This is a genomic window from Actinomadura atramentaria DSM 43919, assembly GCF_000381885.1.
Lineage (GTDB): Bacteria > Actinomycetota > Actinomycetes > Streptosporangiales > Streptosporangiaceae > Spirillospora > Spirillospora atramentaria.
Window position 1 is genome coordinate 116,454 of record NZ_KB907215.1, and the last position, 21,070, is coordinate 137,523.

At 75.5% G+C, this 21,070-nt stretch carries 20 protein-coding genes and 1 pseudogene; 11 read left to right on the forward strand and 10 right to left on the reverse strand.

Annotated features, from left to right (window positions below; all coding sequences use genetic code 11):
• The first annotated feature begins 912 nt into the window (after window positions 1-912).
• Complete coding sequence (locus tag G339_RS36955; RefSeq protein WP_051107898.1) at window positions 913-2,616, forward strand: protein kinase domain-containing protein; 1,704 nt, start codon at window positions 913-915, stop codon at window positions 2,614-2,616.
• A 273-nt stretch (window positions 2,617-2,889) separates the two neighbouring features.
• On the opposite strand, the gene G339_RS34590 is transcribed toward G339_RS36955, so the two are convergent.
• The 3 genes from G339_RS34590 to mshA are packed head-to-tail and all read right to left on the reverse strand — an operon-like array spanning window position 2,890 to window position 5,540.
• Window positions 2,890-3,699 (reverse strand): phosphoglyceromutase, encoded by an 810-nt coding sequence (locus G339_RS34590; RefSeq protein WP_033323691.1) that lies wholly within the window; start codon window positions 3,697-3,699, stop codon window positions 2,890-2,892.
• 45 nt (window positions 3,700-3,744) lie between these two features.
• The gene (locus G339_RS0119920) at window positions 3,745-4,248 is read right to left on the reverse strand and encodes a type III secretion system chaperone family protein (RefSeq protein WP_019632830.1); all 504 of its coding nucleotides are present in this window, start codon (window positions 4,246-4,248) and stop codon (window positions 3,745-3,747) included.
• Window positions 4,245-5,540, reverse strand: a complete 1,296-nt coding sequence (gene mshA / locus G339_RS0119925) for a D-inositol-3-phosphate glycosyltransferase (RefSeq protein ID WP_019632831.1) — start codon at window positions 5,538-5,540, stop codon at window positions 4,245-4,247. Before mshA ends, G339_RS0119920 begins: the two co-directional genes overlap by 4 nt.
• A gap of 106 nt (window positions 5,541-5,646) precedes the next feature.
• Here mshA and G339_RS0119930 point away from each other — a divergent pair, with 106 nt between their 5' ends.
• Both G339_RS0119930 and G339_RS0119935 read left to right on the forward strand, forming a co-directional pair.
• Window positions 5,647-6,405, forward strand: a complete 759-nt coding sequence (locus G339_RS0119930) for an SDR family NAD(P)-dependent oxidoreductase (RefSeq protein WP_019632832.1) — start codon at window positions 5,647-5,649, stop codon at window positions 6,403-6,405.
• A gap of 78 nt (window positions 6,406-6,483) precedes the next feature.
• Complete coding sequence (locus tag G339_RS0119935) at window positions 6,484-8,985, forward strand: PEP/pyruvate-binding domain-containing protein (RefSeq protein WP_019632833.1); 2,502 nt, start codon at window positions 6,484-6,486, stop codon at window positions 8,983-8,985.
• Between the two features lie 183 nt (window positions 8,986-9,168).
• On the opposite strand, the gene G339_RS0119940 is transcribed toward G339_RS0119935, so the two are convergent.
• Complete coding sequence (locus G339_RS0119940) at window positions 9,169-9,993, reverse strand: SAM-dependent methyltransferase (RefSeq protein ID WP_084693332.1); 825 nt, start codon at window positions 9,991-9,993, stop codon at window positions 9,169-9,171.
• Between the two features lie 97 nt (window positions 9,994-10,090).
• Here G339_RS0119940 and G339_RS0119945 point away from each other — a divergent pair, with 97 nt between their 5' ends.
• The 3 genes from G339_RS0119945 to G339_RS0119955 all read left to right on the forward strand — a co-directional run bounded on the left by G339_RS0119945 (window position 10,091) and on the right by G339_RS0119955 (window position 13,071).
• Entirely contained in the window at window positions 10,091-11,698 is a 1,608-nt protein-coding gene (locus G339_RS0119945) for an AMP-binding protein (protein WP_019632836.1), read from the forward strand.
• A gap of 62 nt (window positions 11,699-11,760) precedes the next feature.
• Window positions 11,761-12,552, forward strand: a complete 792-nt coding sequence (locus G339_RS0119950) for a TIGR03084 family metal-binding protein (RefSeq protein ID WP_019632837.1) — start codon at window positions 11,761-11,763, stop codon at window positions 12,550-12,552.
• A 54-nt stretch (window positions 12,553-12,606) separates the two neighbouring features.
• Window positions 12,607-13,071: a universal stress protein gene (locus G339_RS0119955; RefSeq protein WP_019632838.1), complete on the forward strand. Its 465-nt coding sequence runs from the start codon at window positions 12,607-12,609 to the stop codon at window positions 13,069-13,071.
• An 87-nt stretch (window positions 13,072-13,158) separates the two neighbouring features.
• On the opposite strand, the gene G339_RS0119960 is transcribed toward G339_RS0119955, so the two are convergent.
• The 3 genes from G339_RS0119960 to G339_RS40520 form a co-directional block, all read right to left on the reverse strand.
• A complete protein-coding gene (locus tag G339_RS0119960) occupies window positions 13,159-13,680 on the reverse strand; it encodes an O-acetyl-ADP-ribose deacetylase (RefSeq protein ID WP_019632839.1) in 522 nt (173 codons plus the stop codon).
• Window positions 13,681-13,751: 71 nt separating this feature from the next.
• Window positions 13,752-14,534, reverse strand: a complete 783-nt coding sequence (locus G339_RS36960; RefSeq protein WP_019632840.1) for a PepSY domain-containing protein — start codon at window positions 14,532-14,534, stop codon at window positions 13,752-13,754.
• Window positions 14,531-14,782, reverse strand: coding sequence for a hypothetical protein (locus G339_RS40520; RefSeq protein ID WP_019632841.1), 252 nt, complete (start codon window positions 14,780-14,782; stop codon window positions 14,531-14,533). The genes G339_RS36960 and G339_RS40520 overlap by 4 nt, the downstream gene beginning before the upstream one ends.
• Here G339_RS40520 and G339_RS41015 point away from each other — a divergent pair.
• The 4 genes and pseudogenes from G339_RS41015 to G339_RS0119985 all read left to right on the forward strand — a co-directional run.
• Window positions 14,663-14,923: pseudogene (locus tag G339_RS41015) on the forward strand (response regulator); the annotation flags it as partial. The gene G339_RS40520 and the pseudogene G339_RS41015 overlap by 120 nt on opposite strands.
• Before the next feature lie 227 nt (window positions 14,924-15,150).
• Window positions 15,151-15,324, forward strand: a complete 174-nt coding sequence (locus G339_RS41020) for a winged helix-turn-helix domain-containing protein (RefSeq protein ID WP_019632842.1) — start codon at window positions 15,151-15,153, stop codon at window positions 15,322-15,324.
• Window positions 15,321-16,700, forward strand: a complete 1,380-nt coding sequence (locus G339_RS0119980; RefSeq protein WP_019632843.1) for a sensor histidine kinase — start codon at window positions 15,321-15,323, stop codon at window positions 16,698-16,700. The genes G339_RS41020 and G339_RS0119980 overlap by 4 nt, the downstream gene beginning before the upstream one ends.
• A gap of 140 nt (window positions 16,701-16,840) precedes the next feature.
• Window positions 16,841-17,677 carry an NAD-dependent epimerase/dehydratase family protein gene (locus tag G339_RS0119985; protein WP_019632844.1) on the forward strand — a complete coding sequence of 279 codons (837 nt, stop codon included), beginning with the start codon at window positions 16,841-16,843 and terminating at the stop codon, window positions 17,675-17,677.
• Here G339_RS0119985 and G339_RS0119990 read toward each other — a convergent pair whose 3' ends face one another.
• The 3 genes from G339_RS0119990 to trpS are packed head-to-tail and all read right to left on the reverse strand — an operon-like array spanning window position 17,678 to window position 20,403.
• Window positions 17,678-18,754 carry a winged helix DNA-binding domain-containing protein gene (locus G339_RS0119990; RefSeq protein ID WP_019632845.1) on the reverse strand — a complete coding sequence of 359 codons (1,077 nt, stop codon included), beginning with the start codon at window positions 18,752-18,754 and terminating at the stop codon, window positions 17,678-17,680.
• Window positions 18,744-19,364, reverse strand: a complete 621-nt coding sequence (locus G339_RS0119995; RefSeq protein WP_205625595.1) for a TetR/AcrR family transcriptional regulator — start codon at window positions 19,362-19,364, stop codon at window positions 18,744-18,746. The genes G339_RS0119990 and G339_RS0119995 overlap by 11 nt, the downstream gene beginning before the upstream one ends.
• A gap of 25 nt (window positions 19,365-19,389) precedes the next feature.
• On the reverse strand, window positions 19,390-20,403 hold the full coding sequence (gene trpS / locus G339_RS0120000) for a tryptophan--tRNA ligase (protein ID WP_019632847.1): 1,014 nt from the start codon (window positions 20,401-20,403) through the stop codon (window positions 19,390-19,392).
• 187 nt (window positions 20,404-20,590) lie between these two features.
• Here trpS and G339_RS0120005 point away from each other — a divergent pair, with 187 nt between their 5' ends.
• On the forward strand, window positions 20,591-21,070 hold the full coding sequence (locus tag G339_RS0120005) for a MarR family winged helix-turn-helix transcriptional regulator (RefSeq protein WP_019632848.1): 480 nt from the start codon (window positions 20,591-20,593) through the stop codon (window positions 21,068-21,070).

Consider the following 21,070-nt stretch of genomic DNA (forward strand, 5'->3'; position numbering starts at 1 on the left):
CACGGCACGGCACGGCACGGCACGGCACGGCACGGCACGGCACGGCACGGCACGGCACGGCACGGCACGGCACGGCACGGCACGGCACGGCACGGACCGGTCCAGCGCGGAGCGGCACGGCACGGCGCGGGGCGGCGCTGCCCAGGGCGGTCCAGGGCGGTCCAGGGCGGTCCGGAGGCAGCGCGCGGCGGGGCAGCGCGGTTCGACCTGACCCGGTGCGCGCTACCTGACCTGGCCCAGCTTGACCCGATTGGCACGACTCCCGCGCCCCGCACGGCCCTCTAAAGCGCGGCCCGGCGTGGTCCGGCGCCGCACGACCCGGCACGGCACGGGGTAGCGCGCGGCGGAGCGGTGCGCTCGGGAACGCGCGGCCCGGTCCGGCACGGCCTGCGCGGTATGGCGCGACCTGACCGACCGGGCAGAGCGCCATCTGATCTGGACCGAATCGGCGCAGTCCCCACGCCCCAACGCGGCCCCGCAGGGCCCGGCGTGGCGGTCCGACGCGGGGCCGCGCGGGGCAGCGCACGGCGGGCCGCGCGGCTCGGTATGAGCCGACCCGGCAGACCGCTACCTGACCGGGCCGAGCCTGCCCCGACTTGGCGCGGACCTCGCGCCCCGACGCGGCCCGCACGGTTCGGGGCGGGATGGCACGGCGCGGAGCGGCACGGCACGGCACGGCGCGGAGCGGCACGGCACGGCGCGGAGCGGCACGGCACGGCGCGGAGCGGCCGGGGTGGGGGATGGGTGGGTGGTTCTTCGGTCGTGGGTCGGGGCGCGCGGGCGTGTGTATGGCGGCGATCGGGTGGGGGCGCTTAGAGTACGGCGTTGTCTGTTTGTCAGTGCGCGGTCGTCGTGCCTGTTCGCCGGGTGAGCGTCCTGGGCGGGCGGTGCGGTCCCCGGGGTGGAGGCGCGGTGCGGGTGCTCGCTGGTCGGTACGAGCTGGAGCGGGAACTCGGATCGGGCGGCATGGGCGCCGTCTACCGCGCGGTGGACCGCGAGCTGGAACGGGCGGTGGCCGTCAAGGTCCTCTCCGAGCAACTGGCGCGGCAGCCCGGGTTCCTCGCCCGGTTCCAGCGCGAGGCGCGCGTGGCGGCGGGGCTGTCCCATCCGCATCTCGTCGTCGTGCATGACGTCGGGCAGGACGTCACCGGCGAACACCCCGTGCCCTACCTGGTGATGGAACTCGTGCAGGGACGCACCCTCGCCGAGATCCTGCGCGGCGGACCGCTCGCGCCGGACCGGGCGGCGGCCGTGGTGCTGGACGTCCTGGACGCTTTGGAGCACTGCCACGCCAAGGGCGTCGTCCACCGCGACATCAAACCCGCCAACATCATGCTGGACGAGTCCGGATCGCGCCCGGTCGTGAAGGTGATGGACTTCGGCATCGCCCGGCTGCTGTCCGAGGAGGCCACCCGGCTCACCGCCACCGGCATGCTGATCGGCACGCCCGCCTACCTCTCACCCGAGCAGGCCGACGGACGACCCGTCCTCCCGGCCTCCGACCTGTACTCGCTCGGCTGCGTCCTCTACGAACTGCTGACCGGGCGGCCGCCGTTCGCGGGCGGGAACCCCGCCGGGGTGCTGATGGGCCATCTCCTGCGGACGCCCCCGGCCCCGTCCACGCTCCGCGCCGAGCTGCCGCCCGTCTGGGACCAGGTGATCCTGTCGGCGCTGGCCAAGGACCCGCAGGAGCGCTACGCCACCGCCGCCGACATGCGCGCCGCGCTGCTGGACGCGCTCGGACCGGCCACGGAACCGACCACCGCGACCTGGGACCGGATTCCCCGGCGGTCCGCCGTCCCCGCGCAGCGCCTCCCACCGGACGACGAACCACCGCCGACGACGCCCGGAACGGGCCAACCCTCGGCGCACCCGTCGCAAACGGCCCCACCGGGCACCCCGCCCCCGGCCTATTCGCCCCAGGCGGGCCAGCCTCCCGTGTACCCTCCCCAGGCGGGCGGCCTTCCGGCGTCACCACGCCGGACGGCCCCGCCTGCGGCGGCGACGGTCGCGACCGGCCTGTCGGCGGCTCTGGAACGCCGGTCGGACGGCCTTGCGCGGGCCGCGGCCGTGCTGGCCGCCATCGGCTTCATCCTGTATCTCCGCGCCCTCTCCTTCGAGCGGCTGTCGCCGATGGACGCGCCGCCCTTCACGCTCTTCTTCCCGCTGATGACCGCGTGCTCCGCGGCGATCCTCAACCGGCGCGCCCGCCTACCGGCCGCCGCGGCGGTCTTCGGCTCCACGCCCGGCTGGACGTACCTGCTGGTGATCTACGCGGACCGGATCGAGCGCGACCCCTGGTTCTTCGCGATGTCCGTGCTGGCCGTGGCCATGTGCGCGACGGCGGGCGCGGTCGCGATCGGCGACGGCCTGACCACGAGCCCCGCCCGGCTCGCCCTGGGCCTGGCGGCTCCGGCGGCCGTCCTCAGCATCCCCTTCATCCTCTGGGGCCTCCCGCCGGGCGACTACGCCGCCGCCGTGATCCTCGCCTGCGTCCTGGGCGTGCTCGTGCTGGGCCTCTCCGCGTGCTTCCGGACCCGCCCCGCCGTGACGGCCGCAGTGGCGGGCGCGCTGACGTTCATGGTGACGTTCGCGGTACTGCCGAGCATCAGCTGAGGCCTAGCCACCCCGACTGGACGACCACGAACGTCAAACAGCACGAGCGCACTGACCGCTGCGCAACGACGCCGAAGGCGAGCTTCCGACGAAAGATCGCAACACGACGCCGCACGCGCGCCAGCCCCCACCGGATGCGAGCGGCAGCATGAACGCACCGCACCGCACCGCACCACGCCGCCCCGTGCGGCCCTGCCCGTGTCACGCAAACGCGCGGCCCACGCCGCGCGCCGTCGGGCTCGCGGCGTGGGCCGCGCGTGAAGACCTCTACTCCTACTTCTTCTTGCGGCCCTTGCGGGCGTCGAGCTTGCTCTCCGCCTTCTTGACGCCGGCCTTCGCCGGGCCGCCCTGGTTCTTGACGGCCTCGATCGCGGCCTTCGCGGCCTGCGGGTCGAGGTACTCGCCACCGCGCTTGAGCGGCGCGAAGTCGTCGTCCAGCTCGTACACCAGCGGGATGCCCGTGGGGATGTTCAGCTCCGAGATCGCGTCGTCGGAGATGTCGTCCAGGTGCTTCACCAGCGCCCGCAGCGAGTTGCCGTGCGCGGTGACGAGCACGGTGCGCCCGGCGGCGAGGTCCGGGACGATCGCGTCGTACCAGTAGGGCAGGAGCCGGTCCACGACGTCCGCCAGGCACTCGGTGCGCGGGATCAGCTCGGACGGCAGCGACGCGTACCGCAGGTCGTTGACCTGGGACAGCGGGTCGTCGTCCTTGATGGGCGGCGGCGGGGTGTCGTAGGACCGCCGCCACGTCATGAACTGGTCGTCGCCGTACTCCTCGCGCGTCTGGGCCTTGTTCTTGCCCTGCAGCGCGCCGTAGTGGCGCTCGTTGAGCCGCCAGGAGCGGCGGACGTCGATCCACGACAGGTCCGCGACGTCCAGCGCGATCTCGGCCGTGCGGATGGCCCGCTTCAGCAGCGAGGTGTGGACGACGTCGGGCGTCAGGTCCGCGTCGAGCAGGAGGTCGCCGCCGCGCGTCGCCTCCCCCTCGCCCTTCGCGGACAGGTCGACGTCCACCCAGCCGGTGAACAGTCCCTCCGCGTTCCACACGCTTTCGCCATGCCGGAGCAATACCAGGGTCGCCATGCCGGTAAGCCTAGCGGTGCGCGCCGGAAGGCCCGCAGGGCCGGGTCAGCGGTTGGCGGGATCGGCGAAGGACGCGAAGGCGCGCAGGTTGGCGAGGCTTTCGCCGCGCTTGGCGCGCCAGTCCCACTCCTTCTGGATGGCGGTCTTGAAGCCGCGTTCGAGGGCCTTGTCGAAGTTCTCGTCGGAGTAGGTGAGGACGCAGCCGAGCAGCCGGTCGATCTCGTCGGCGCTGACGGACGCGAGCGGCACGCGCCCGACGATGTAGACGTCCCCGACCTCGTCCAGCGAGAACGCCATCCCGTACATGCGGCCGTTCTTCTCCAGCAGGAACCGGTAGAAGTCGGCGTGGTTCTCGTCGGGGCGGCGGCAGAAGAACGCCTCGACGTGCAGGCTGTGCTCGCCGACGATCAGCCACGTCATGGTGGCGAGCTTGTGCTGCCCGGGGAGCTTGACGAAGAACGCGTCGCTGCGCGGGCGCTCGTACTCCAGTTCGGCGGCGCGCAGGGCGTCCTCGATGGTGGCGACGATGTCCTCGGTGCTGCGGGTCATGCCGTGGCCTCCGCGGGGATCGGGGTCGGGGACGGGGCGGCGACGCGGCCGACCACCGCACCGGTATACACCTGGAGCAGCCGGTCCACGGTGGCGTCCCAGCCGAAGTCGCGGGCGTGCCGGACGGCGCCGCGCGCGAGCCGGACGCGCCGCGCCGGGTCGTCGTGCAGGCCGCGCAGGACGGCGGCGTACGCGGCCGGGTCGTGGCCGCGCACCAGGACGCCGGAGTCGCCGTCGCGGACGGCCGTCCGCAGCCCGCCGACGGACGCGGCGACGACGGGCGTCCCGCACGCCTGCGACTCGACGGCGACGAGCCCGAACGACTCGTTGTGCGACGGGACGACGGTGATGTCGGCGGCCCGGTACCAGTCGGCCAGCTCCGCCTGCGGGCACGGCGGCTCGAACCGGACGACGTCGTCGATGCCGAGGTGCGCCGCGAGGTTCTGCAGCTCGCGCGGGCGGCACCGGCCGCTCCCGGACGGCCCCCCGACGACGGCGACGACGAGCCGGGACCGCAGCGCCGGATCGTCGGCGAGCATCCGCGCGACGGCGCGCAGCAGCACATCCGGGGCTTTGAGCGGCTGGATGCGTCCGACGAACAGCAGCACGGTCGCGTCCGGCGGCAGCCCCAGCCGGGCGCGCACCGCGCCGGGCTCGGCCGCGGGCCGGAAGACGCCGAGGTCCACGCCGGGGCTGACCGTCGCGACGCGCGACGGGTCCGCGCCGTACAGGCCGATGAGGTCGCGCGCCTCCTCCGCGGTGTTGGCGACGAGCCGGTCCGCGGACTCCACGACCTGCTCCTCGCCCAGGACGCGCTCGGCGGGCTCGGGCTTGTCGCCCTCCGCGAGCGCGGCGTTCTTCACCTTCGCCATCGTGTGCATCGAGTGGACGAGCGGCACGCCCCACCGCGCCTTCGCCGCCCACCCGGCCTGCCCCGACAGCCAGTAGTGCGTGTGCAGGAGGTCGTAGTGCCCCGGCTCGTGGGACGCCTCGGCGCGCAGCACGGCCGAGGTGAACCCGCAGAGCTGGCGCGGCAGCTCGCCCTTGTCCAGTTCCTCGAACGGCCCGGCGACGACGTTGCGGACGAGCACGCCCGGCGCGAGTTCGGCGACGGGCGGCAGCGCGCGGGAGGTGGCGCGGGTGAACACGTCCACCTCGATGCCGCGGGCGGCCAGCCGTTTGGCGACCTCGACGATGTAGACGTTCATCCCGCCCGCGTCGCCCGTTCCGGGCTGGTCCAGCGGCGATGTGTGGACGCTGATCGTCGCGATCCGGCTGATTCGACCCGACACCGGGACACCACCTCCGGTAGTGCAACCTATCCGCCCGGCCCGTGTGTTCCCCGCCCAACCCGGGCCGGATGTGCCCGTCCGGCCCTTCCCTGGGAAACTGGGTTTCATGCGCAGAACGGCGGTCATCACGGGTGCGAGCAGCGGGATCGGCGCGGCGACGGTGCGCCGGCTGGCGGCTGAGGGGTTCAACGTCGTGCTGGCGGCGCGCCGCCGCGACCGGCTGGACGCGCTCGCCGCCGAGATCAGCGGGGGCACGCCGGGCGTCGGGAAGGTCGCGGCCGTCACGCTGGACGTGACGGACCAGGCGTCGGTGGACGCGCTCGCCGCGGCCGTCGACTCCTGCCACGTCCTGGTCAACAACGCGGGCGGGGCGGTCGGGCTGGAGCCCGTCGCGGACGCCGACCCCGAGGACTGGCGGACGATGTACGAGACGAACGTCCTCGGGCTCCTGCGCGTCACCAAGGCGCTGCTGCCGAAGATGATCGCGGCCGGTTCCGGGCACGTGGTGAACATCACGTCACTGGCCGGGCACGTCCCGTACGAGGGCGGCGCGGGGTACAACGCGGCCAAGCACGCGGCGTACGCGGTGAACGAGGTCATGCGGCTGGAACTCGTCGCGGAGCCGGTGCGCGTCACGGAGATCGCGCCGGGGCTGGTGAAGACGGAGGAGTTCAGCCTCGTCCGGTTCAAGGGCGACGCGGAACGGGCCGAGGTGCCTTATCAGGGCGTTCCGGAACCGCTCGTCGCGGACGACGTCGCGGACTGCGTCGCGTGGGCCGTCACGCGGCCCGAGCACGTCAACATCGACCGGATCGACGTGCAGCCGCGCGTCCAGGCCGCCCCCTACAAGCTGCACCGGGTCTGACCGGCCGCGACTCAATCCCGCGACGCCGGGTACGTCCCCCGCATGGCAGGCCGTTCGCAGGCCACAGGGGGGTTGGACATGGCTGAGACGTGGGAGCGGGACTGGGAGCGCGAGCTGGTGCTGCCGCTCGCCGACCCGGACGCGACCGACGCCGCGCGGGTCGGCGCGAAGGGCGCGTCGCTGGCGCGGATGGCCGAGGCGGGACTGCGCGTGCCCGCCGGGTTCCACGTGACGGCGAAGGCGTACCGGCGGTTCGTGGAGGAGTCCGGCATCGGGGACCAGATCCTCGCGGCGGTCGCCGAGTGCGGCCCGGACGAGGCCGAGGCGCGCATCTTCGAGCTGTTCGCCGCGCACGAGCCCGGCACGGAGCTGCGCGGCGCGGTCCGGTGGGCGTACGCCGACCTCGGCGACCGGGAGCACGCCGTCGCGGTGCGCGCGTCCGCGACGGCCGACGACCTGGAGGGCCTGGCGTTCTCCGGACGGCACGTCACGCAGCTCGGCCTGCGCGGCGACCAGGCGCTGCTGGAGGCGGTCCGGCGCGTGTGGGCGTCGCTGTGGACGGCGCGGGCGATCAACTACCGGGAGCGCGCGGGGCTCCGGCACGACCAGGCCGCGATGGCGGTCGTCGTGCAGTCGATGCTGGAGCCGGAGTCGTCGGGGTCGCTGTTCTCGGTCGCGCCGATGACGGAGATCCCGGACCAGACGATGATCACGGCGGTGCGGGGGTCGGGCGGCGCGAAGGCGGAAGGGCTCGTCTTGGACCGCGGGACCGCGCGCCTCGAGGGACGCCGCTCGCCGGGCAAGCAGGTGCTCACGTCGTCGCAGGCGTCGGAGCTGGCGCGGCTCGGACTGCGCGTCGAGGAGATCTTCGGGCGGCCGGTCGCCGTCGCGTGGGCGCGGTACGAGGGCGTGCCGTGGCTGCTGCAGGCGCGGCCCATCGCCGGGCTCGGCGACACCGAGGTCTGGAACGACAGCATCGCCAGCGACGACGCGTGGAGCAACGCGGTGTTCGGCGAGGTCGTGCCGGACGTCATGACGCCCAGTACGTGGTCGCTCGGGCGGATCATCCTGAAGGCGGCGATGCCGATCGCCTCCGTCCCCGGATACCGCGCGTACGGCGTGATCGGCGGGCGGCTCTACCAGGACCTCAGCGTCACCGCCGCGATCCAGCACGCGTTCGGCCGCGCCGCCCCGCCCGGCGGGACGTTCGCGCGGCTGCCCGCCGACATGTCGATCGAGCCCGCCGCGCTGCCGCGCCGCAAGCTGCTGCGCACGCTCGGGCCGCTCGCCGCGCGGATGGCCGCGCGGTCGCGCGCGAACCGGCGGCGGCTGCCGCGGTTCCTGGACGAGGCGCGGGAGCGGTCGGAGGAGCTGCGCCGCCGGACCCGGGCCGCGGGGACGCCGGACGAGCTGATCCGGCTCTGGCACGACGACGTGCTGCCGCACGTCCTGACCTGCTCGTACATGCTGGAGGCGGCGGGCGGCGAACGCGCCGGGTCGCTGGCGGCCACGCACCGCGCCATCGCGCCCGTCGTCGGGGACGCGGACGCGGACCTGCTGCTCACCGGCGTCACCTCGCCGGACGGCGCGCCCGCCGCGACGCTCGGGCCCGTCGTCGGCCTCGCCCGCTACGCGCGGGGCGTCATCGGCCGCGACACCTACGCGCGGCGGTGGGGGCACCGCGGGCCGCACGAGTTCGAGCTGATGGCGGCTCGGCCCGCCGAGGACCCGGACTGGCCGGGATCGGTCACCGACTCGGCGCGCGCCGCGTCGTCCCTGCTGGACCAGCGCGCCGCCGCCCGGCGCGAGGCGTGGCGGCGGCTGCGCGAGCGGCATCCCGGGCAGGCGCCGCGCGTCTCCCGGCGGATCGGGCGGTTCGCGCGGGCGCAGTTCCAGCGGGAGGCGGCGCGGTCCGAACTCGTCCGGGCGATCTGGAACGTCCGGACGTGGCTGCTGCGCGCCGGGGAGCTGAGCGGCCACGGCGACGACCTGTTCTTCCTGCCGCTCGACGAGACCCTGGCCGTGCTCGCCGGGGACCGGCGGCCGCTCGACCGCGTCGAGACGCGGCGGCGCACCTACGACCGGTACCGGGCGCTGCCGCCGTACCCGACCGTCATCAAGGGGCGGTTCGACCCGTTCCTGTGGGCCGCCGACCCCGACCGCCGCACCGACGTCTACGACGGGCTGCGCGCCGCGCCGCCGGACGAGACCGGCGGGACGATCGCCGGGTTCGCCGGCTCCGCGGGCATCGCGGAGGGGCGCGTGCGGGTGCTGTCCGACCAGGAGCAGGGCGACCAGCTCCGGGACGGGGAGATCATCGTGGCGACGGCCACGAACGTGGGCTGGTCGCCGCTGTTCGCGCGGGCGGCGGCGGTCGTCACCGACATCGGCGCGCCGCACGCCCACATGGTGATCGCCGCGCGCGAACTGGGCATCCCCGCGGTCGTCGGGACGGGGGACGCGACGATGCGGCTGCGCACGGGCGACGTGGTCCGCGTGGACGGCACGAACGGCCGCGTGGAGTTCCTGGCCCCGGGCGACGCCCGCCGCCGCGAGGAGGAACCGGTCGCCTCCGGCTGACCCCGGACACGCGCGGTGCGGCCCACCGCTCCACGACGGGCCACACCGCACTTGGGGCTCCCCAGATCAGCCCGCCACGCGCGCCCAGCCGCGCAGACCCGCGCGCACGCGGGCACCACACGCGGGGCTGGTCGCCCGTCGCGGAGCGACGGGCGACCAGCCCCGCGTTGGGATTGGCTTGGGTCAGTCGTTCGGGGACAAGGTCGTCCAGGGGACCGTGACCTCGCCCAGGCGCCAGCGGGGGCGGCCGCCCAGGGGCGGGCGGGTGCGGACCGGGTGCAGGCGGGACAGCAGGGCGACGGCCTCGATCCAGCGGGCGCGCGGGCCGAACGCCGAGTGGGGCGCGGCGGCCGCCCAGCAGCGGTCGAAGTCGGCCAGGAACGCGTGGACGCGCTCGCCCGGCACGTTGCGGTGGATGAGCGTCTTGGGGAGCCGTTCGGCGAAGCCGGACGGGCGGTCCAGCGAGCCGAGCCGCGCCGCGAACGTGACGGTGCGCGGCCCCTCCGGGCCGAGCGCGACCCACACCGCGCGGCGGCCGATCTCGTCGCACGTCCCCTCGACGAGGACGCCGGCCGGGTGCAACCGGGCGCGCAAGCCGTCCCAGGCGCGCCACGCGGCGGCCTCGTCGTACTGGCGCAGGACGTTGAACGCGCGCACCAGCACGGGCCGCCGCTCCACCGGCAGCTCGAACCCGCCCCGCCGGAACGAGAGCCCCGGATAGGCCCCCCGCGACGCGGCGAGGAACGCGGCCCCGCGCGCGACGCGCTCCGGCTCGATCTCCAGCCCCGCGACCTCCACGCCGGGCGCGACGACGCGCAGCCGCGCGTACAGCTCGACGGCCGTGGCGGGCGACGCCCCGTACCCGAGGTCCACCGCGAGCGGCCGCGCGTCGGCGCGCAGCGCGGCGGCCTGCGTGGCGGCGATCCAGCGGTCGACGCGGCGCAGGCGGTTGGGGGCGGTCGTCCCACGGGTCACTTCGCCCTGCGGACGGCGGGTTTGGGGGGCCATCGCGGTAAGAGTAGGAGCTTGCCGGGATAGCTCTGGTATCTCCCGCGTGGATAAGTGTTCGGTTACGGTGGCCGGAGCCGTCCGCGCGGAGGAGTCCATGCCCCAGCTCGACCTGGCGACCCTGTTCGACGGGATCGCCGCCGCCGTCCCGGACCGTCCGGCGCTGCTGTGGCGCGGCGCCGTCCGCACGTTCGCCGATACGGCCGACCGGACGCGGCGGCTCGCCCGGGTCCTGCGCGCGCACGGGCTCGGCCGCGCCGACCGGGCCTGCGAGCCGTGGGAGTCCCCGCACGACCACCTCGCGCTGTACCTGCACAACGGCCCCGAGTATCTGGAAGGTCTCGTCGGGGCGCACAAGGCGCGGGTCGCGCCGTTCAACGTCAACTACCGGTACACCGGGCCGGAGCTGGCGGGCCTGTTCGGCGACGCGCGGCCCGCCGCGATCCTGTACCACGCGCGGTTCGGGCCGGCGCTGGCGAGCGTCCTGCCGGGGCTGGAGCGGGAGCCGCTGCTGCTGTGCGTCCACGACGAGTCCGGGACGCCGCCGCTGCCCGGCGCGCTCGACTACGAGACGGCCCTCGCCGGAGCGCCGGACGGCCCACTCGACACCGCGCCGGACCCCGACGACCTCCACATCCTCTACACCGGTGGCACGACCGGACTGCCCAAGGGCGTCCTGTGGCGGATCGGGGACCTGCTGTCCGGCCCGCTCGGCCTCGTCCGCCGCGACCAGACGCCGTTCTCCGGCACCGCCGAGGCCGTCGAACGCGCCGTGGAGAGCCGGACGCGGGTCCTCGTCGCGCCGCCGATGATGCACGGCACCGGCACCTGGTCGGCGCTCGGCGCCTGGTGCGGCGGCGCGGCCGTCGTCCTGCCCGACCGGACGGACGGCCTGGACCCCGCCGACCTGCTGCGCACCGCCGAGCGGACCGGCGCGACGCGCGTCTCCCTCGTCGGCGACGCGTTCGCCCGCCCGATCCTCGCGGAGCTGGAACGGGGCGGCTACACGCTGCCGCGCCTGCGGACGCTGCTGAACTCCGGCGCGTCCATCGGCCCGGACGTGAAGAAGCGCATCCTCGCGCTGCTCCCCCACGCGCGGATCGTGGACGTCCTCGGCTCGTCCGAGTCCGGCTTCGCGGTCGTCCGGCGGCGTCCGGAGGACCGCTCGTTCACGCCCGCCCCCGGCGCGGGCGTCGTCAGCGCGGACCGCACCCGCTTCCTGGAGCCCGGCGACGACGAGCTGGGCTGGGTCGCCAAGGCCGGCACGATCCCGCTCGGCTACCTGAACGACGCCGCGCGGACCGCCGCGACGTTCCCCGTCGTCGCGGGCCGCCGCGTCGTGGTCGCCGGGGACCGGGCGCGGTTCCTCGCGGACGGGACGGTCGCCGTCCACGGCCGCGACGCCACGACGATCAACACCGGCGGGGAGAAGGTGTTCGCCGAGGAGGTCGAGGACGTGCTGCGCGGCCTGCCCGGCGTCGCGGACGCGCTGGTCGTCGGGCGGCCGAGCGAGCGGTGGGGGACGGAGATCGTCGCGGTCCTGCGGGTCGCGGCGGACGGGCCGTCCGACGACGCGCTGCGCGACGGCTGCGCGGCCCGCCTCGCCCGCTACAAGATCCCCAAGGCGTTCGTGCGGACGGACGCGGGCCTGCGCCTGCCGAACGGAAAGGCCGACTACGCGGCGGCCCGCGCCCTGGCCGGATAGTTACCGAATCCCGCTCGGTTCACGTCTTGTCCCGCCGGGCCGCCGCCCGCGATGATGAGGGAATGCCCGACATCCCGAGCCTGCTCGCCGACCTCGACGCCGAGTCCGCCGTCCTGGACACCCTCGTCGCCCCGCTCACCGCGGACGGCTGGGCGACGCCGACCCCGGCCGAGGGCTGGACGGTCGCCCACCAGATCACGCACCTGGCGTGGACCGACCGGCAGGCCCTGCTCGCCGCCACCGACCCGGCCGCGTTCACCGCCGCCGTCGAGGCCGCGTTCGCCGGGGGCGGGTTCGACATGGTCGACAAGGCCGCCGAGGAGGGCGCGGCGCGGCCCGCCGCCGAGGTGCTCGCCGACTGGCGCGCGGTGCGGGGCGCGCTGGCCGCGGCGCTCGCCGCCGCCCCGGCCGGGACGCGACTGCCGTGGTTCGGGCCGCCGATGGGCGTCGCGACGATGGCGACCGCGCGGCTCATGGAGACCTGGGCGCACGGGCAGGACGTCGCGGACGCGCTCGGCGTCGTCCGGGAGCCGACCGCGCGGCTGCGGCACGTCGCGCACATCGGCGTCCGCACGCGGGACTTCGCGTTCGTCTCGCGCGGCCTCACCCCGCCCGCCGAGGAGTTCCGGATCGCGCTGACCGCGCCGGACGGCGCCGAGTGGACCTGGGGCCCGGCGGACGCGGCGCAGTCGGTGACCGGCCCGGCGCTGGACTTCTGCCTGCTGGCGACCCGGCGGCGGCACCCGGACGACCTCGCCGTCGTCGCGGACGGACCGGACGCGCGGGCGTGGCTCGGCATCGCGCAGGCGTTCGCGGGCCCGGCGGGGACCGATCCCGCGCCGATGCGCGATTAATCACCTTTTGCCCTGGTCAGGTTAGAACTAGACCTTCCTGGCAAGGCTTCAGGCATGACCATTCTGATCGCGTACGACGGCTCGGACGACGCCCAGACCGCCATCGAGTACGCCGGAGAGCACCTCAAGGCCGAGGACGCGGTCGTCCTCACCGTCTGGGAACCGCTGCTGGCCCAGCTCTCCTGGGCTCCGATGGCGACGGCCGGGGCGCTGCCGCCCGAGCAGGACGACAGCGAGAAGTACGCCGAGGAGACCGAGGCCGAGCGGACCGCCGCGCAGGGCGTCGAAGTGGCGCGCAAGGCGGGCTTCGCGAACGTGACCGCCCGCTCGGAACGCTCCAACGGCCCCAACTGGGCGGCCATCGTGGACGTCGCCGAGGCGATCGACGCGAGCCTGATCGTCATGGGGTCGCGCGGCCTGTCGGGGGCGAAGTCGGTGCTGCTGGGCAGCGTCTCGAACCGCGTCCTGCACCACGCCCACCGCGCGGTCCTGATCGTCCCCCCGGTCCGCGAGGACTGACCCACCCGAACCCATCCAAACCCACCCGAACCCCGGCCGAGGCGCCCGGCCCGCGCCCGCGCCTCGCCGGGCCGTCCGCGCGAGGCGTCAGGCCGGGGCGGACTCGGCGAGGGCCTGCTGGAAGGCCGCGTAGACGTCGGCGGTGAACAGGACGAAGCGGGCCTCGCGGACGCGCGCGGGCGTCGCGCGGACGGTGGTCACCGCGATGCGCGCGGCGTCGTCCACCGGCCAGCCGTAGATCCCCGCCGAGACCGCCGGGAAGGCCACCGTCTCCGCGCCGAGGTCGTCGGCCGTGCGCAGCGACTCGCGGTAGCACGACGCCAGCAGCTCCGACCGGTCCGCGCGCCGCGAGTACACCGGCCCGACCGTGTGGATCACCCAGCGCGCGGGCAGCCGCCCCGCCGTCGTCGCGACCGCCTGCCCCGTCGGCAGCCCGCCGCCGTACTGCGACGCGCGCAGCCTGCGGCAGTCCTCCAGCACCTCCGGGCCGCCGCGCCGGTGGATCGCGCCGTCCACGCCGCCCCCGCCGAGCAGCGAGGAGTTCGCCGCGTTGACCACGGCGTCCACGCGCTGCTCGGTGATGTCGCCCAGGACGAGCGTGATGTCCATGTTGCCGCCTTCCGCGCGCCGTCGATTCCCGCGCCCGCGAGCCTAACGACCCCGCCCGTCCCGCTCGCGGGTCAGTCGTCGTCCTCGTCGGGGTGGTCGGCGAGGATCGCGCCGGTCGCGGAGACGCGCAGTTCGTGCTCGCGGCCGTTCTCCAGGGTGTCGACCTCCCAGGTGCCGCCCTCGAAGTCCACCGACGTGACCGTGCCGTGCGTCCCGGCGGCGGCGCGGGCGATCTCGGCGGCCGTGCGCGGGGCGGCGCGCAGCCGCGCGGCTTCGGCGGCCTTCTCCGCGCGGTCGTCGCCGTCCTCGCGGTCGGCGCGGTTCGCGAGCACCCGGCCGGTGGCCGCGTCCAGCACGAGATCGCGCCAGGTGCCGTCCGCCGCGAGCAGGTCGACCTCCCAGCGGCCGTCCTCCAGCTCGACGCTCTCCACCGTCCCGCCCGCCGCGCGGACGGCGGCCTCCGCCGCACGATCCGCCGTCCACCCGCCGCCCGCTCCCGCCGCGCCGCCGCCCGGTCCCGTGCCCGTGCCCATGTCCGTGCCCGCGCTCGGCGCCGCGCCGCCCTCCCGGCCCGTGCCCGTGTCCGTGTCCGTGCCCGTGCCCGTGCCCGCGCTCGGCGGCGTACCCGCGCCCGCCCCGGCCGCGCCGGTTCCGCCGCCCGCGCCCGGCGCGCCGCCGCGCGGCCCCGCGCCCGTCCCGACGTCCGCGCCCGGCGCGCCGGCTGTGTCCGCCGCCGTGCGGGTAGCGGCCGTCGAGTGACCGCCGTCGTGTCCCGCGCCCGCCAGGGCCGCGCCGCCGCCCGCCGCGAGCAGGGCCGCCGCGCCCGCGCCGACCACCACGACCTTGCGTCTCATGTCCGCTCCTCACGCTCGATGAACCCGATGCACCGCAGCGTGCCCCGCGCCCCTGAGCCGTCCCTGAAGCTTCCTGAAAACCCCTTCAGGCGCGCTCTGGCAGCCTGGACGGCATGCGCCTGCTGATCGTGGAGGACGAGCGCCGCCTCGCCGCCGCCCTCGCGCGCGGCCTGGCCGCCGAGGGCTACGCCGTCGACGTCGCCCACGACGGCGACCGGGGCCTGGACCTCGCCCTCGGCGGCGAGCACGACCTGATCCTGCTCGACGTGATGCTCCCCCGCCGCAACGGCTACCGCGTCTGCGCGGATCTGCGCGCGGCGGGCGTGGACACCCCCGTCCTGATGCTCACCGCGAAGGACGGCGAGTACGACGAGGCCGAGGGCCTGGACACCGGCGCGGACGACTACCTCACCAAGCCGTTCTCCTACGTCGTGCTGCTGGCGCGCGTCCGGGCGCTGCTGCGCCGCCGGACGCGCGGCGGCCGGCCCGTCCTGACGGTCGGGGACCTGGAGGTCGATCCGGGCGCGCGGCGCGTCCGGCGCGGCGGCGCCGAGGTGGACCTGACCGCGAAGGAGTTCGCGGTGCTGAGTTCCTGGCCGTCAACGCGGGCGCGGTCGTGTCGAAGGCGCAGATCATCGAGGGCGTCTGGGACATGTCGTACGACGGCGATCCGAACATCGTGGAGGTGTACGTCAGCGCGCTGCGCCGCAAGCTGGACGCGCCGTTCGGGACGCGGTCGATCGTCACCGTGCGCGGCGCGGGGTACCGGCTCGTCGCGGAGCGCGGATGATGCGCGCGCCGGCGTCCGTCCGCGCCCGGACGACGCTGGCCGCGACCGCCGTCGTCGCGGTCGCGCTCGTCGCGACAGGCGTCGCGGTGGTCGTGATGCTGCGCGGCGAGCTGCGCGGGCAGTCCGCGCTCGAAGCCCGGACGGCCGCGCGCGACGTCGCCGGACGCCTCGCCGGCGGCACTCCGGTGCGCGGCCTGGACCTGCCCGGCGACCGCCCCGTCCGCGTCCTGGACGACGACGACCGGGTCGTCGCCGCCAGCCGCGGCCTGACCGCCGTGGACGGCCGCCGCGTGCGGATCGTCGCCGAACGCCCCGGCGAGAACGACGAGGACGACGGCGAGGTCGGCCAGAAGACCGAGCTGACCACCGGTACCGCCACCGTGAACGGCACGACCGCCGAATACCGCTTCGCGTCCGTCGAGGCCGAGACGCCCGACGGCCGGGAGTTCACCGTCGTCGCGGGCGTCGCCCGGTCCGCCGAGCGGGCGGGCGCGGGCACCGCCGCGCGCGCCCTGCTCGCCGGGCTGCTCCCGCTGCTGGCCGTCGTCGCGGGCGTCACCTGGCTCGTCACGCGGCGGGCGCTGCGGCCCGTCGAGGGCATCCGCGCGGAGCTGGCGGCGATCACCGCGTCCGGGGACCTGGCGCGGCGGGTGCCCGTCCCGGCCGCGCGCGACGAGATCGCCGGGCTCGCGACGGCGACCAACGCGACGCTCGCCGCGCTGGCGGCGTCCGTGGCGCGGCAGCGCGCGTTCGTCGCGGACGCCTCGCACGAGCTGCGCAGCCCGATCGCGTCGCTGCGGACGCAGCTCGAGGTCGCCCAGGCGCATCCGGAGCTGCTCGACCTCGACGGGGCCGTCGCCGACGTCGTCCGCCTCCAGCACCTGGCCGCCGATCTGCTGTTCCTCGCCCGCATCGACGCCGGGGAGCGCCCCGCCGCGCGGGACGAGCCGGTCCCGCTCGCGCCGCTCGTCCGCGCGGAGGCGGCCCGGCCGCGCCCGGGCCCGCGCCCGGTCGTCGAGATCGCGGCCGAACCGTCCGTGCGCGGCGACCGCGACCGCCTCGCGCGCGCCCTCGGCAACCTGCTCGACAACGCGGCGCGGCACGCCCGGGCGAGCGTCCGGGTGCTGTTGCGCGTGGCCGGGGACCGGGCGATCATCGAGGTCGGCGACGACGGCCCCGGCATTCCCGCCGACGCGCGGGACCGCGTGTTCGAACGCTTCGTCCGGCTCGACGACGCGCGCGCCCGCGACGACGGCGGAGCGGGCCTCGGCCTGGCCATCGCCCGCGACGTCGTCGCCGCGCGTGGCGGTACGCTCACGGTGGGAGTCGCCCGCGAAGGCGGCGCCCTCCTGACGATCTCCCTTCCACGGTCCTGACATACCGGGCGGAACCGTCGTCATCGCCCGGCGATCGGCGGCCCGATTCACCCGGTCAGGGAGGGAAACGGGGGTTGATCCGGGGTTATGCTGCCGTCAGGACGACCAGATCGACGGGTACTCGTGTGGAGGTTCCCCCCTTGAAGATCTTCGTAGCCGGCGCCACCGGCGTCGTGGGCAGCCGGATGATCCCGGCGCTCGTGCAGGCGGGGCACGAGGTCGTCGGGACGACCCGCCGCGCCGAGCGCGCGGCGGCCGTCGAAGAGCAGAAGGCCGCCGCGGTCGTCCTCGACGTGCTCGACGCCGACGCGACCCGCGCCGCCGTCGCCGAGGCCGCGCCGGACGTGGTCATCCACCAGCTCACCGACCTCGCCGACCGCGACTTCGCCGCGAACTCGCGGCTGCGCATCGACGGCACCCGCAACCTCGTGGACGCCGCGAAGGCGGCGGGCGTCCAGCGGATGATCGCGCAGAGCATCGCGTGGCTGTACGAGCCGGGCACCGAGCCCGCCGTCGAGACCGACCCGCTCGACCCGGCGCCGCAGCCCTACGAGGGCATCGCGGCGCTCGAGGCGGCCGTCGCGGAGATGCCGCGCGGCATCGTCCTGCGGTATGGAGCGTTGTACGGCCCCGGCACCTGGTACGAGCCGGGCGGCTTCTTCGCCGAGCAGGTCCGCGAGGGCGAGCAGAAGCTCGAACCGGTGTGGACGTCGTTCATCCACGTGGACGACGCCGCCGCTGCCGCGGTCGCCGCGCTCGACTGGCCCGCCGGGACCGTCAACGTCGTGGACGACGAGCCCGCCCTCGCGCAGGACTGGCTGCCGGTCTACGCCGCCGCGCTCGGCGCGCCCGCGCCCCGGCAGGCGGGCAGGCACGCCGCGGGCAAGGGCCGTCCGGTGTCCAACGCCAAGGCGCGGGACCTGGGCTGGAAGCCGTCCGTCCCGTCCTGGCGCGAGGGTTTCGCCGCGCTCGGCTGATCAGTACTCGATCACGACGTCCCGCGCGGTCGCGGCGGGGTGGGCCGCGGCGAGCAGGCGGTCCGCCTCGGCGGCGACGGCGGCCTCGTCGGGCAGCGGCGCGAACGGCGTCACCCGGACGCGGGCCGTGCCGCGCGCCGACTCCATCGTCCACATGCCGTGGACGAACCCGTCGACCAGCAGCGTCGCGCGGATGATGCCGTTCACCGTGAAGATGCGCTTGCGGGACTCCTCGTCGATGACGCGGGTCCGGTCCTCGTGGGACAGCGTGAGGTTGTCGAACTCGGGGACGAGCCGGACGGGCGCGGGCGTGTCCGGTTCCGGCCGCGGCGCGTCGGGCAGGTCGTAGAGCGTGCGGCCGTGCTCGTCGCGGAACGTCCGCAGGCGGGGGGCGAGCCGTTCCACGACCTCGCCGAGGCCCGTCAGCCCGGACCATTTCTGCGCGTCGCGGACCGTCGCGGGGCCGAACGCGGCGAGGTAGCGCAGCACGAGCGCGTCCAGCCCGGCCACGTCGGACGCGACCGGGCCGAGCCAGGCGTCGAGCGTCGTGTGCCGCGCCGCGCCGCCCTTCCCCCAGACGCCGCGCGGCGGCACCTGCACCAGCGGCAGCGAGTAGTGGACGGCGCGGGCGAGCTCCGCCGCGTCGTGCTCGGGCCAGCGCGCGCCGAGCAGCGTCCGCAGCTCCTTCGCGCTGCGCGGCGCCTCGGCGCACAGGTCGCGGGCGTGCGCGACGGCGTCCGCGAGGACGTCGCCGAAACCCCGGACGTACCGGTCCAGCACGGCCTGGGTGAGCGGCCGCAGCGCCGCCGCGTCCCGCGCGCTGACCAGGTGGATCGTGCCGCGCATCAGCAGGATGCGGACGGCCGCGCGCGTCTCGACCAGCGTCCCGAGGTCGGCGAACGAGAAGTCGGCCAGTCGGCTCCACAGCCCGACGTACGGCGGGTTCGGGGCCTGCGCCTGCATCCCGACGAGGTGCTCGACGGCCTCGATCGGCGTCAGCGGCGCGCGTTCCAGCAGGTGCTGGCGGGCCAGCAGCGCCCGGTTGAGCGTGCGGCGGTCCAGGACGTCAGCGGTCATGGCGGTTCCTCAGCTCCGTCCAGTCGGGGGCGGCGCCTTCGAGCGGGGCTCCGGCGCGCAGGCCGTCCACGATCACGTCGAGGCAGCGGCGCTGGATCTCGGCGCGCCGCTCCGCGCCGCCGATCCGCACGCTGTGCAGGTACTCCAGCAGCACCGCGACGTCCCCGACCTCGACGCCGCCGCGCAGGACCCCGGCGGCGCGCGCCCGCGCCAGCAGTTCCTCGGTGGCGGCGTGGATCTCGCGGCCCTTGCGCGCCATGTCGTCGGTGACGGGGAACCGCCCGGCGAGCCGCCCGGTCAGCGACCCGGCGCCGGTCTCCAGGCAGCGGCCGAGGAAGGCGCGGAACGCCGCCCAGACGTCGCCGTCGTCGTCCAGCGCGTCGCGGACGAGCGCGAGGTAGCGGTCCATGCCCTCGTCGGCGAGGCTTCTGAGCAGTTCCTCCTTGCTGCCGTAGCGCCGGTAGAGGGCGCTGATCCCGACTCCGGCGTGCTCCGCGACGGCCGCGATCGGCGCGTCCGGGTCGTCCACGAACACGGCGCGCGCGGCCTCGCGGATCAGCCGGTCGTTGCGCGCGGCCTGGGCCTTGCGGCCGCTCTGGGCGTCAGTCACGGAACGGAACATACCATTCCGCGACTCAGTAGGGCATGCCCATCGCCGTCCGGACCTCGTCCAACGTCTGCGCGGCGACCGTGTTCGCGTACGCGTTGCCCTCGGTGAGGATGCGGTGCAGCTCCTCCGGGTCGGCCGCGTAGGTCGCGCGGCGGGCGCGGACGGGCCGCAGGAACTCGTTCACCGACTCGATCACCGTCTTCTTCAGCGCCGCCGCGCCGCCCGAGCCGATGTCGGCGGCGACGGCGTGCGGGTCGCGCTCCTGGCAGAGCGCCGCCAGCAGGACGAGATTGGAGACCTCCGGCCGGTTCTCCGGGTCGTAGACGATCTCGCGGTCCGCGTCCGTCTTGGCGCGGGTGATGATCCGCGCCGTCTCGTCCTCCGTCGCGGCCAGCTCGATCGCGTTGCCGCGGCTCTTGCTCATCTTGCGGCCGTCCGTCCCGAGCAGGCTCGGGGCCTGCGACAGCAGCGCCTCGGGGACGGGGAACACCGGCGCGTACCGCTCGTTGAACCGCCGCGCGACCGTCCGCGTGATCTCCAGGTGCGGGAGCTGGTCGCGGCCGACCGGCACGAGGTTGGCCTTGCAGAACAGGATGTCCGCGGCCTGGTGGACGGGGTAGGTCAGCATGAGCCCGCTCACCGACGTCTGCCGGGACGCCTGGATCTCGTCCTTCACCGTCGGGTTGCGGCGCAGCTCGCCGTCGGTGACGAGCGACAGGAACGGCAGCATGAGCTGGTTGAGCGCGGGCACGGCGCTGTGCGTGAAGATCGTCGCGGTGGCCGGGTCGATGCCGACCGCGAGGTGGTCGGCGACCAGGCCGAGGACGTTCTCCTCCAGCCGGTCGGCGACGTCCCGGTCGGTGAGGACCTGGTAGTCCGCGACCAGCACGAACAGCTCCACCCCGGCGCGCTGGAGCCGGACGCGGTTGGCGAGCGTGCCGAAGTAGTGGCCGAGGTGCAGCCGCCCGGTGGGCCGGTCGCCGGTGAGGACGCGGAAGTCGGCCGGCCGGGCGGCGATCCGCGCGTCGAGGTCGTTCATGTCTGCTCCCTGGGGTGGGGGGCGGCCCGCCTGGAAGCAGAATGGGCCGTCCCGGCGGACGGCCCTGCGGTCATGCTGGGGGTGCGGCCGTCGCTAGGACGGGCGCCAACCGCAGCATGGGTGCCGATGCATGCCTCCCAGGATAGCCCGTCGTTTCGCGGGCGGTCCGTCCGGTTAACCTGAAGGCATGACCGCCTTGGCCCCCGCGCGCGCCGTCCCGGACCTCTCCTACCTGTTCAACCGGGCGGCCTACGTGCTGCGCACGCAGATGGCGGCGGCGCTGGCCGAGATCGGGCTGACGGCGCGGATGCACTGCGTCCTCGTCCACGCGCTGCAGGAGGAGCGGACGCAGATCCAGCTCGCGGAGATCGGCGACATGGACAAGACGACGATGGTCGCCACGGTGGACGCGCTGGAGCAGGCGGGTTACGCCGAGCGCCGCCCGTCCACGCGGGACCGGCGGGCGCGGATCATCTGGGTCACCCCGAAGGGCGCGGAGGTGGCCGAGCGGAGCCAGGAGATCGTGGACGGGGTCCACGCGGCGGTGCTGGCGGGGCTGCCGGAGGCGGAGCGGGCGGTGTTCGTCGCGGCGATGAACGCGCTGGTCGAGGGGCAGTTGTCGACGCCGGTGGAGAAGGCGTCGGGCGTGCGGCGGGCGCGGGAGTAG

Bases quoted from the DNA above. Each gene is read 5' to 3' on its own strand.
- G339_RS0119950 (WP_019632837.1), top strand. From the start codon at position 11,761: ATGCCCGACATCCCGAGCCTGCTCGCCGACCTCGACGCCGAGTCCGCC.
- trpS (WP_019632847.1), bottom strand. From the start codon at position 20,403: ATGAACGACCTCGACGCGCGGATCGCCGCCCGGCCGGCCGACTTCCGC.
- G339_RS0120005 (WP_019632848.1), top strand. From the start codon at position 20,591: ATGACCGCCTTGGCCCCCGCGCGCGCCGTCCCGGACCTCTCCTACCTG.
- G339_RS0119960 (WP_019632839.1), bottom strand. From the start codon at position 13,680: ATGGACATCACGCTCGTCCTGGGCGACATCACCGAGCAGCGCGTGGAC.
- G339_RS0119935 (WP_019632833.1), top strand. From the start codon at position 6,484: ATGGCTGAGACGTGGGAGCGGGACTGGGAGCGCGAGCTGGTGCTGCCG.
- G339_RS0119945 (WP_019632836.1), top strand. From the start codon at position 10,091: ATGCCCCAGCTCGACCTGGCGACCCTGTTCGACGGGATCGCCGCCGCC.
- G339_RS36960 (WP_019632840.1), bottom strand. From the start codon at position 14,534: ATGAGACGCAAGGTCGTGGTGGTCGGCGCGGGCGCGGCGGCCCTGCTC.
- G339_RS0119990 (WP_019632845.1), bottom strand. From the start codon at position 18,754: ATGACCGCTGACGTCCTGGACCGCCGCACGCTCAACCGGGCGCTGCTG.
- G339_RS0119955 (WP_019632838.1), top strand. From the start codon at position 12,607: ATGACCATTCTGATCGCGTACGACGGCTCGGACGACGCCCAGACCGCC.
- G339_RS0119980 (WP_019632843.1), top strand. From the start codon at position 15,321: ATGATGCGCGCGCCGGCGTCCGTCCGCGCCCGGACGACGCTGGCCGCG.
- G339_RS0119940 (WP_084693332.1), bottom strand. From the start codon at position 9,993: ATGGCCCCCCAAACCCGCCGTCCGCAGGGCGAAGTGACCCGTGGGACG.
- G339_RS34590 (WP_033323691.1), bottom strand. From the start codon at position 3,699: ATGGCGACCCTGGTATTGCTCCGGCATGGCGAAAGCGTGTGGAACGCG.
- G339_RS0119930 (WP_019632832.1), top strand. From the start codon at position 5,647: ATGCGCAGAACGGCGGTCATCACGGGTGCGAGCAGCGGGATCGGCGCG.
- G339_RS0119920 (WP_019632830.1), bottom strand. From the start codon at position 4,248: ATGACCCGCAGCACCGAGGACATCGTCGCCACCATCGAGGACGCCCTG.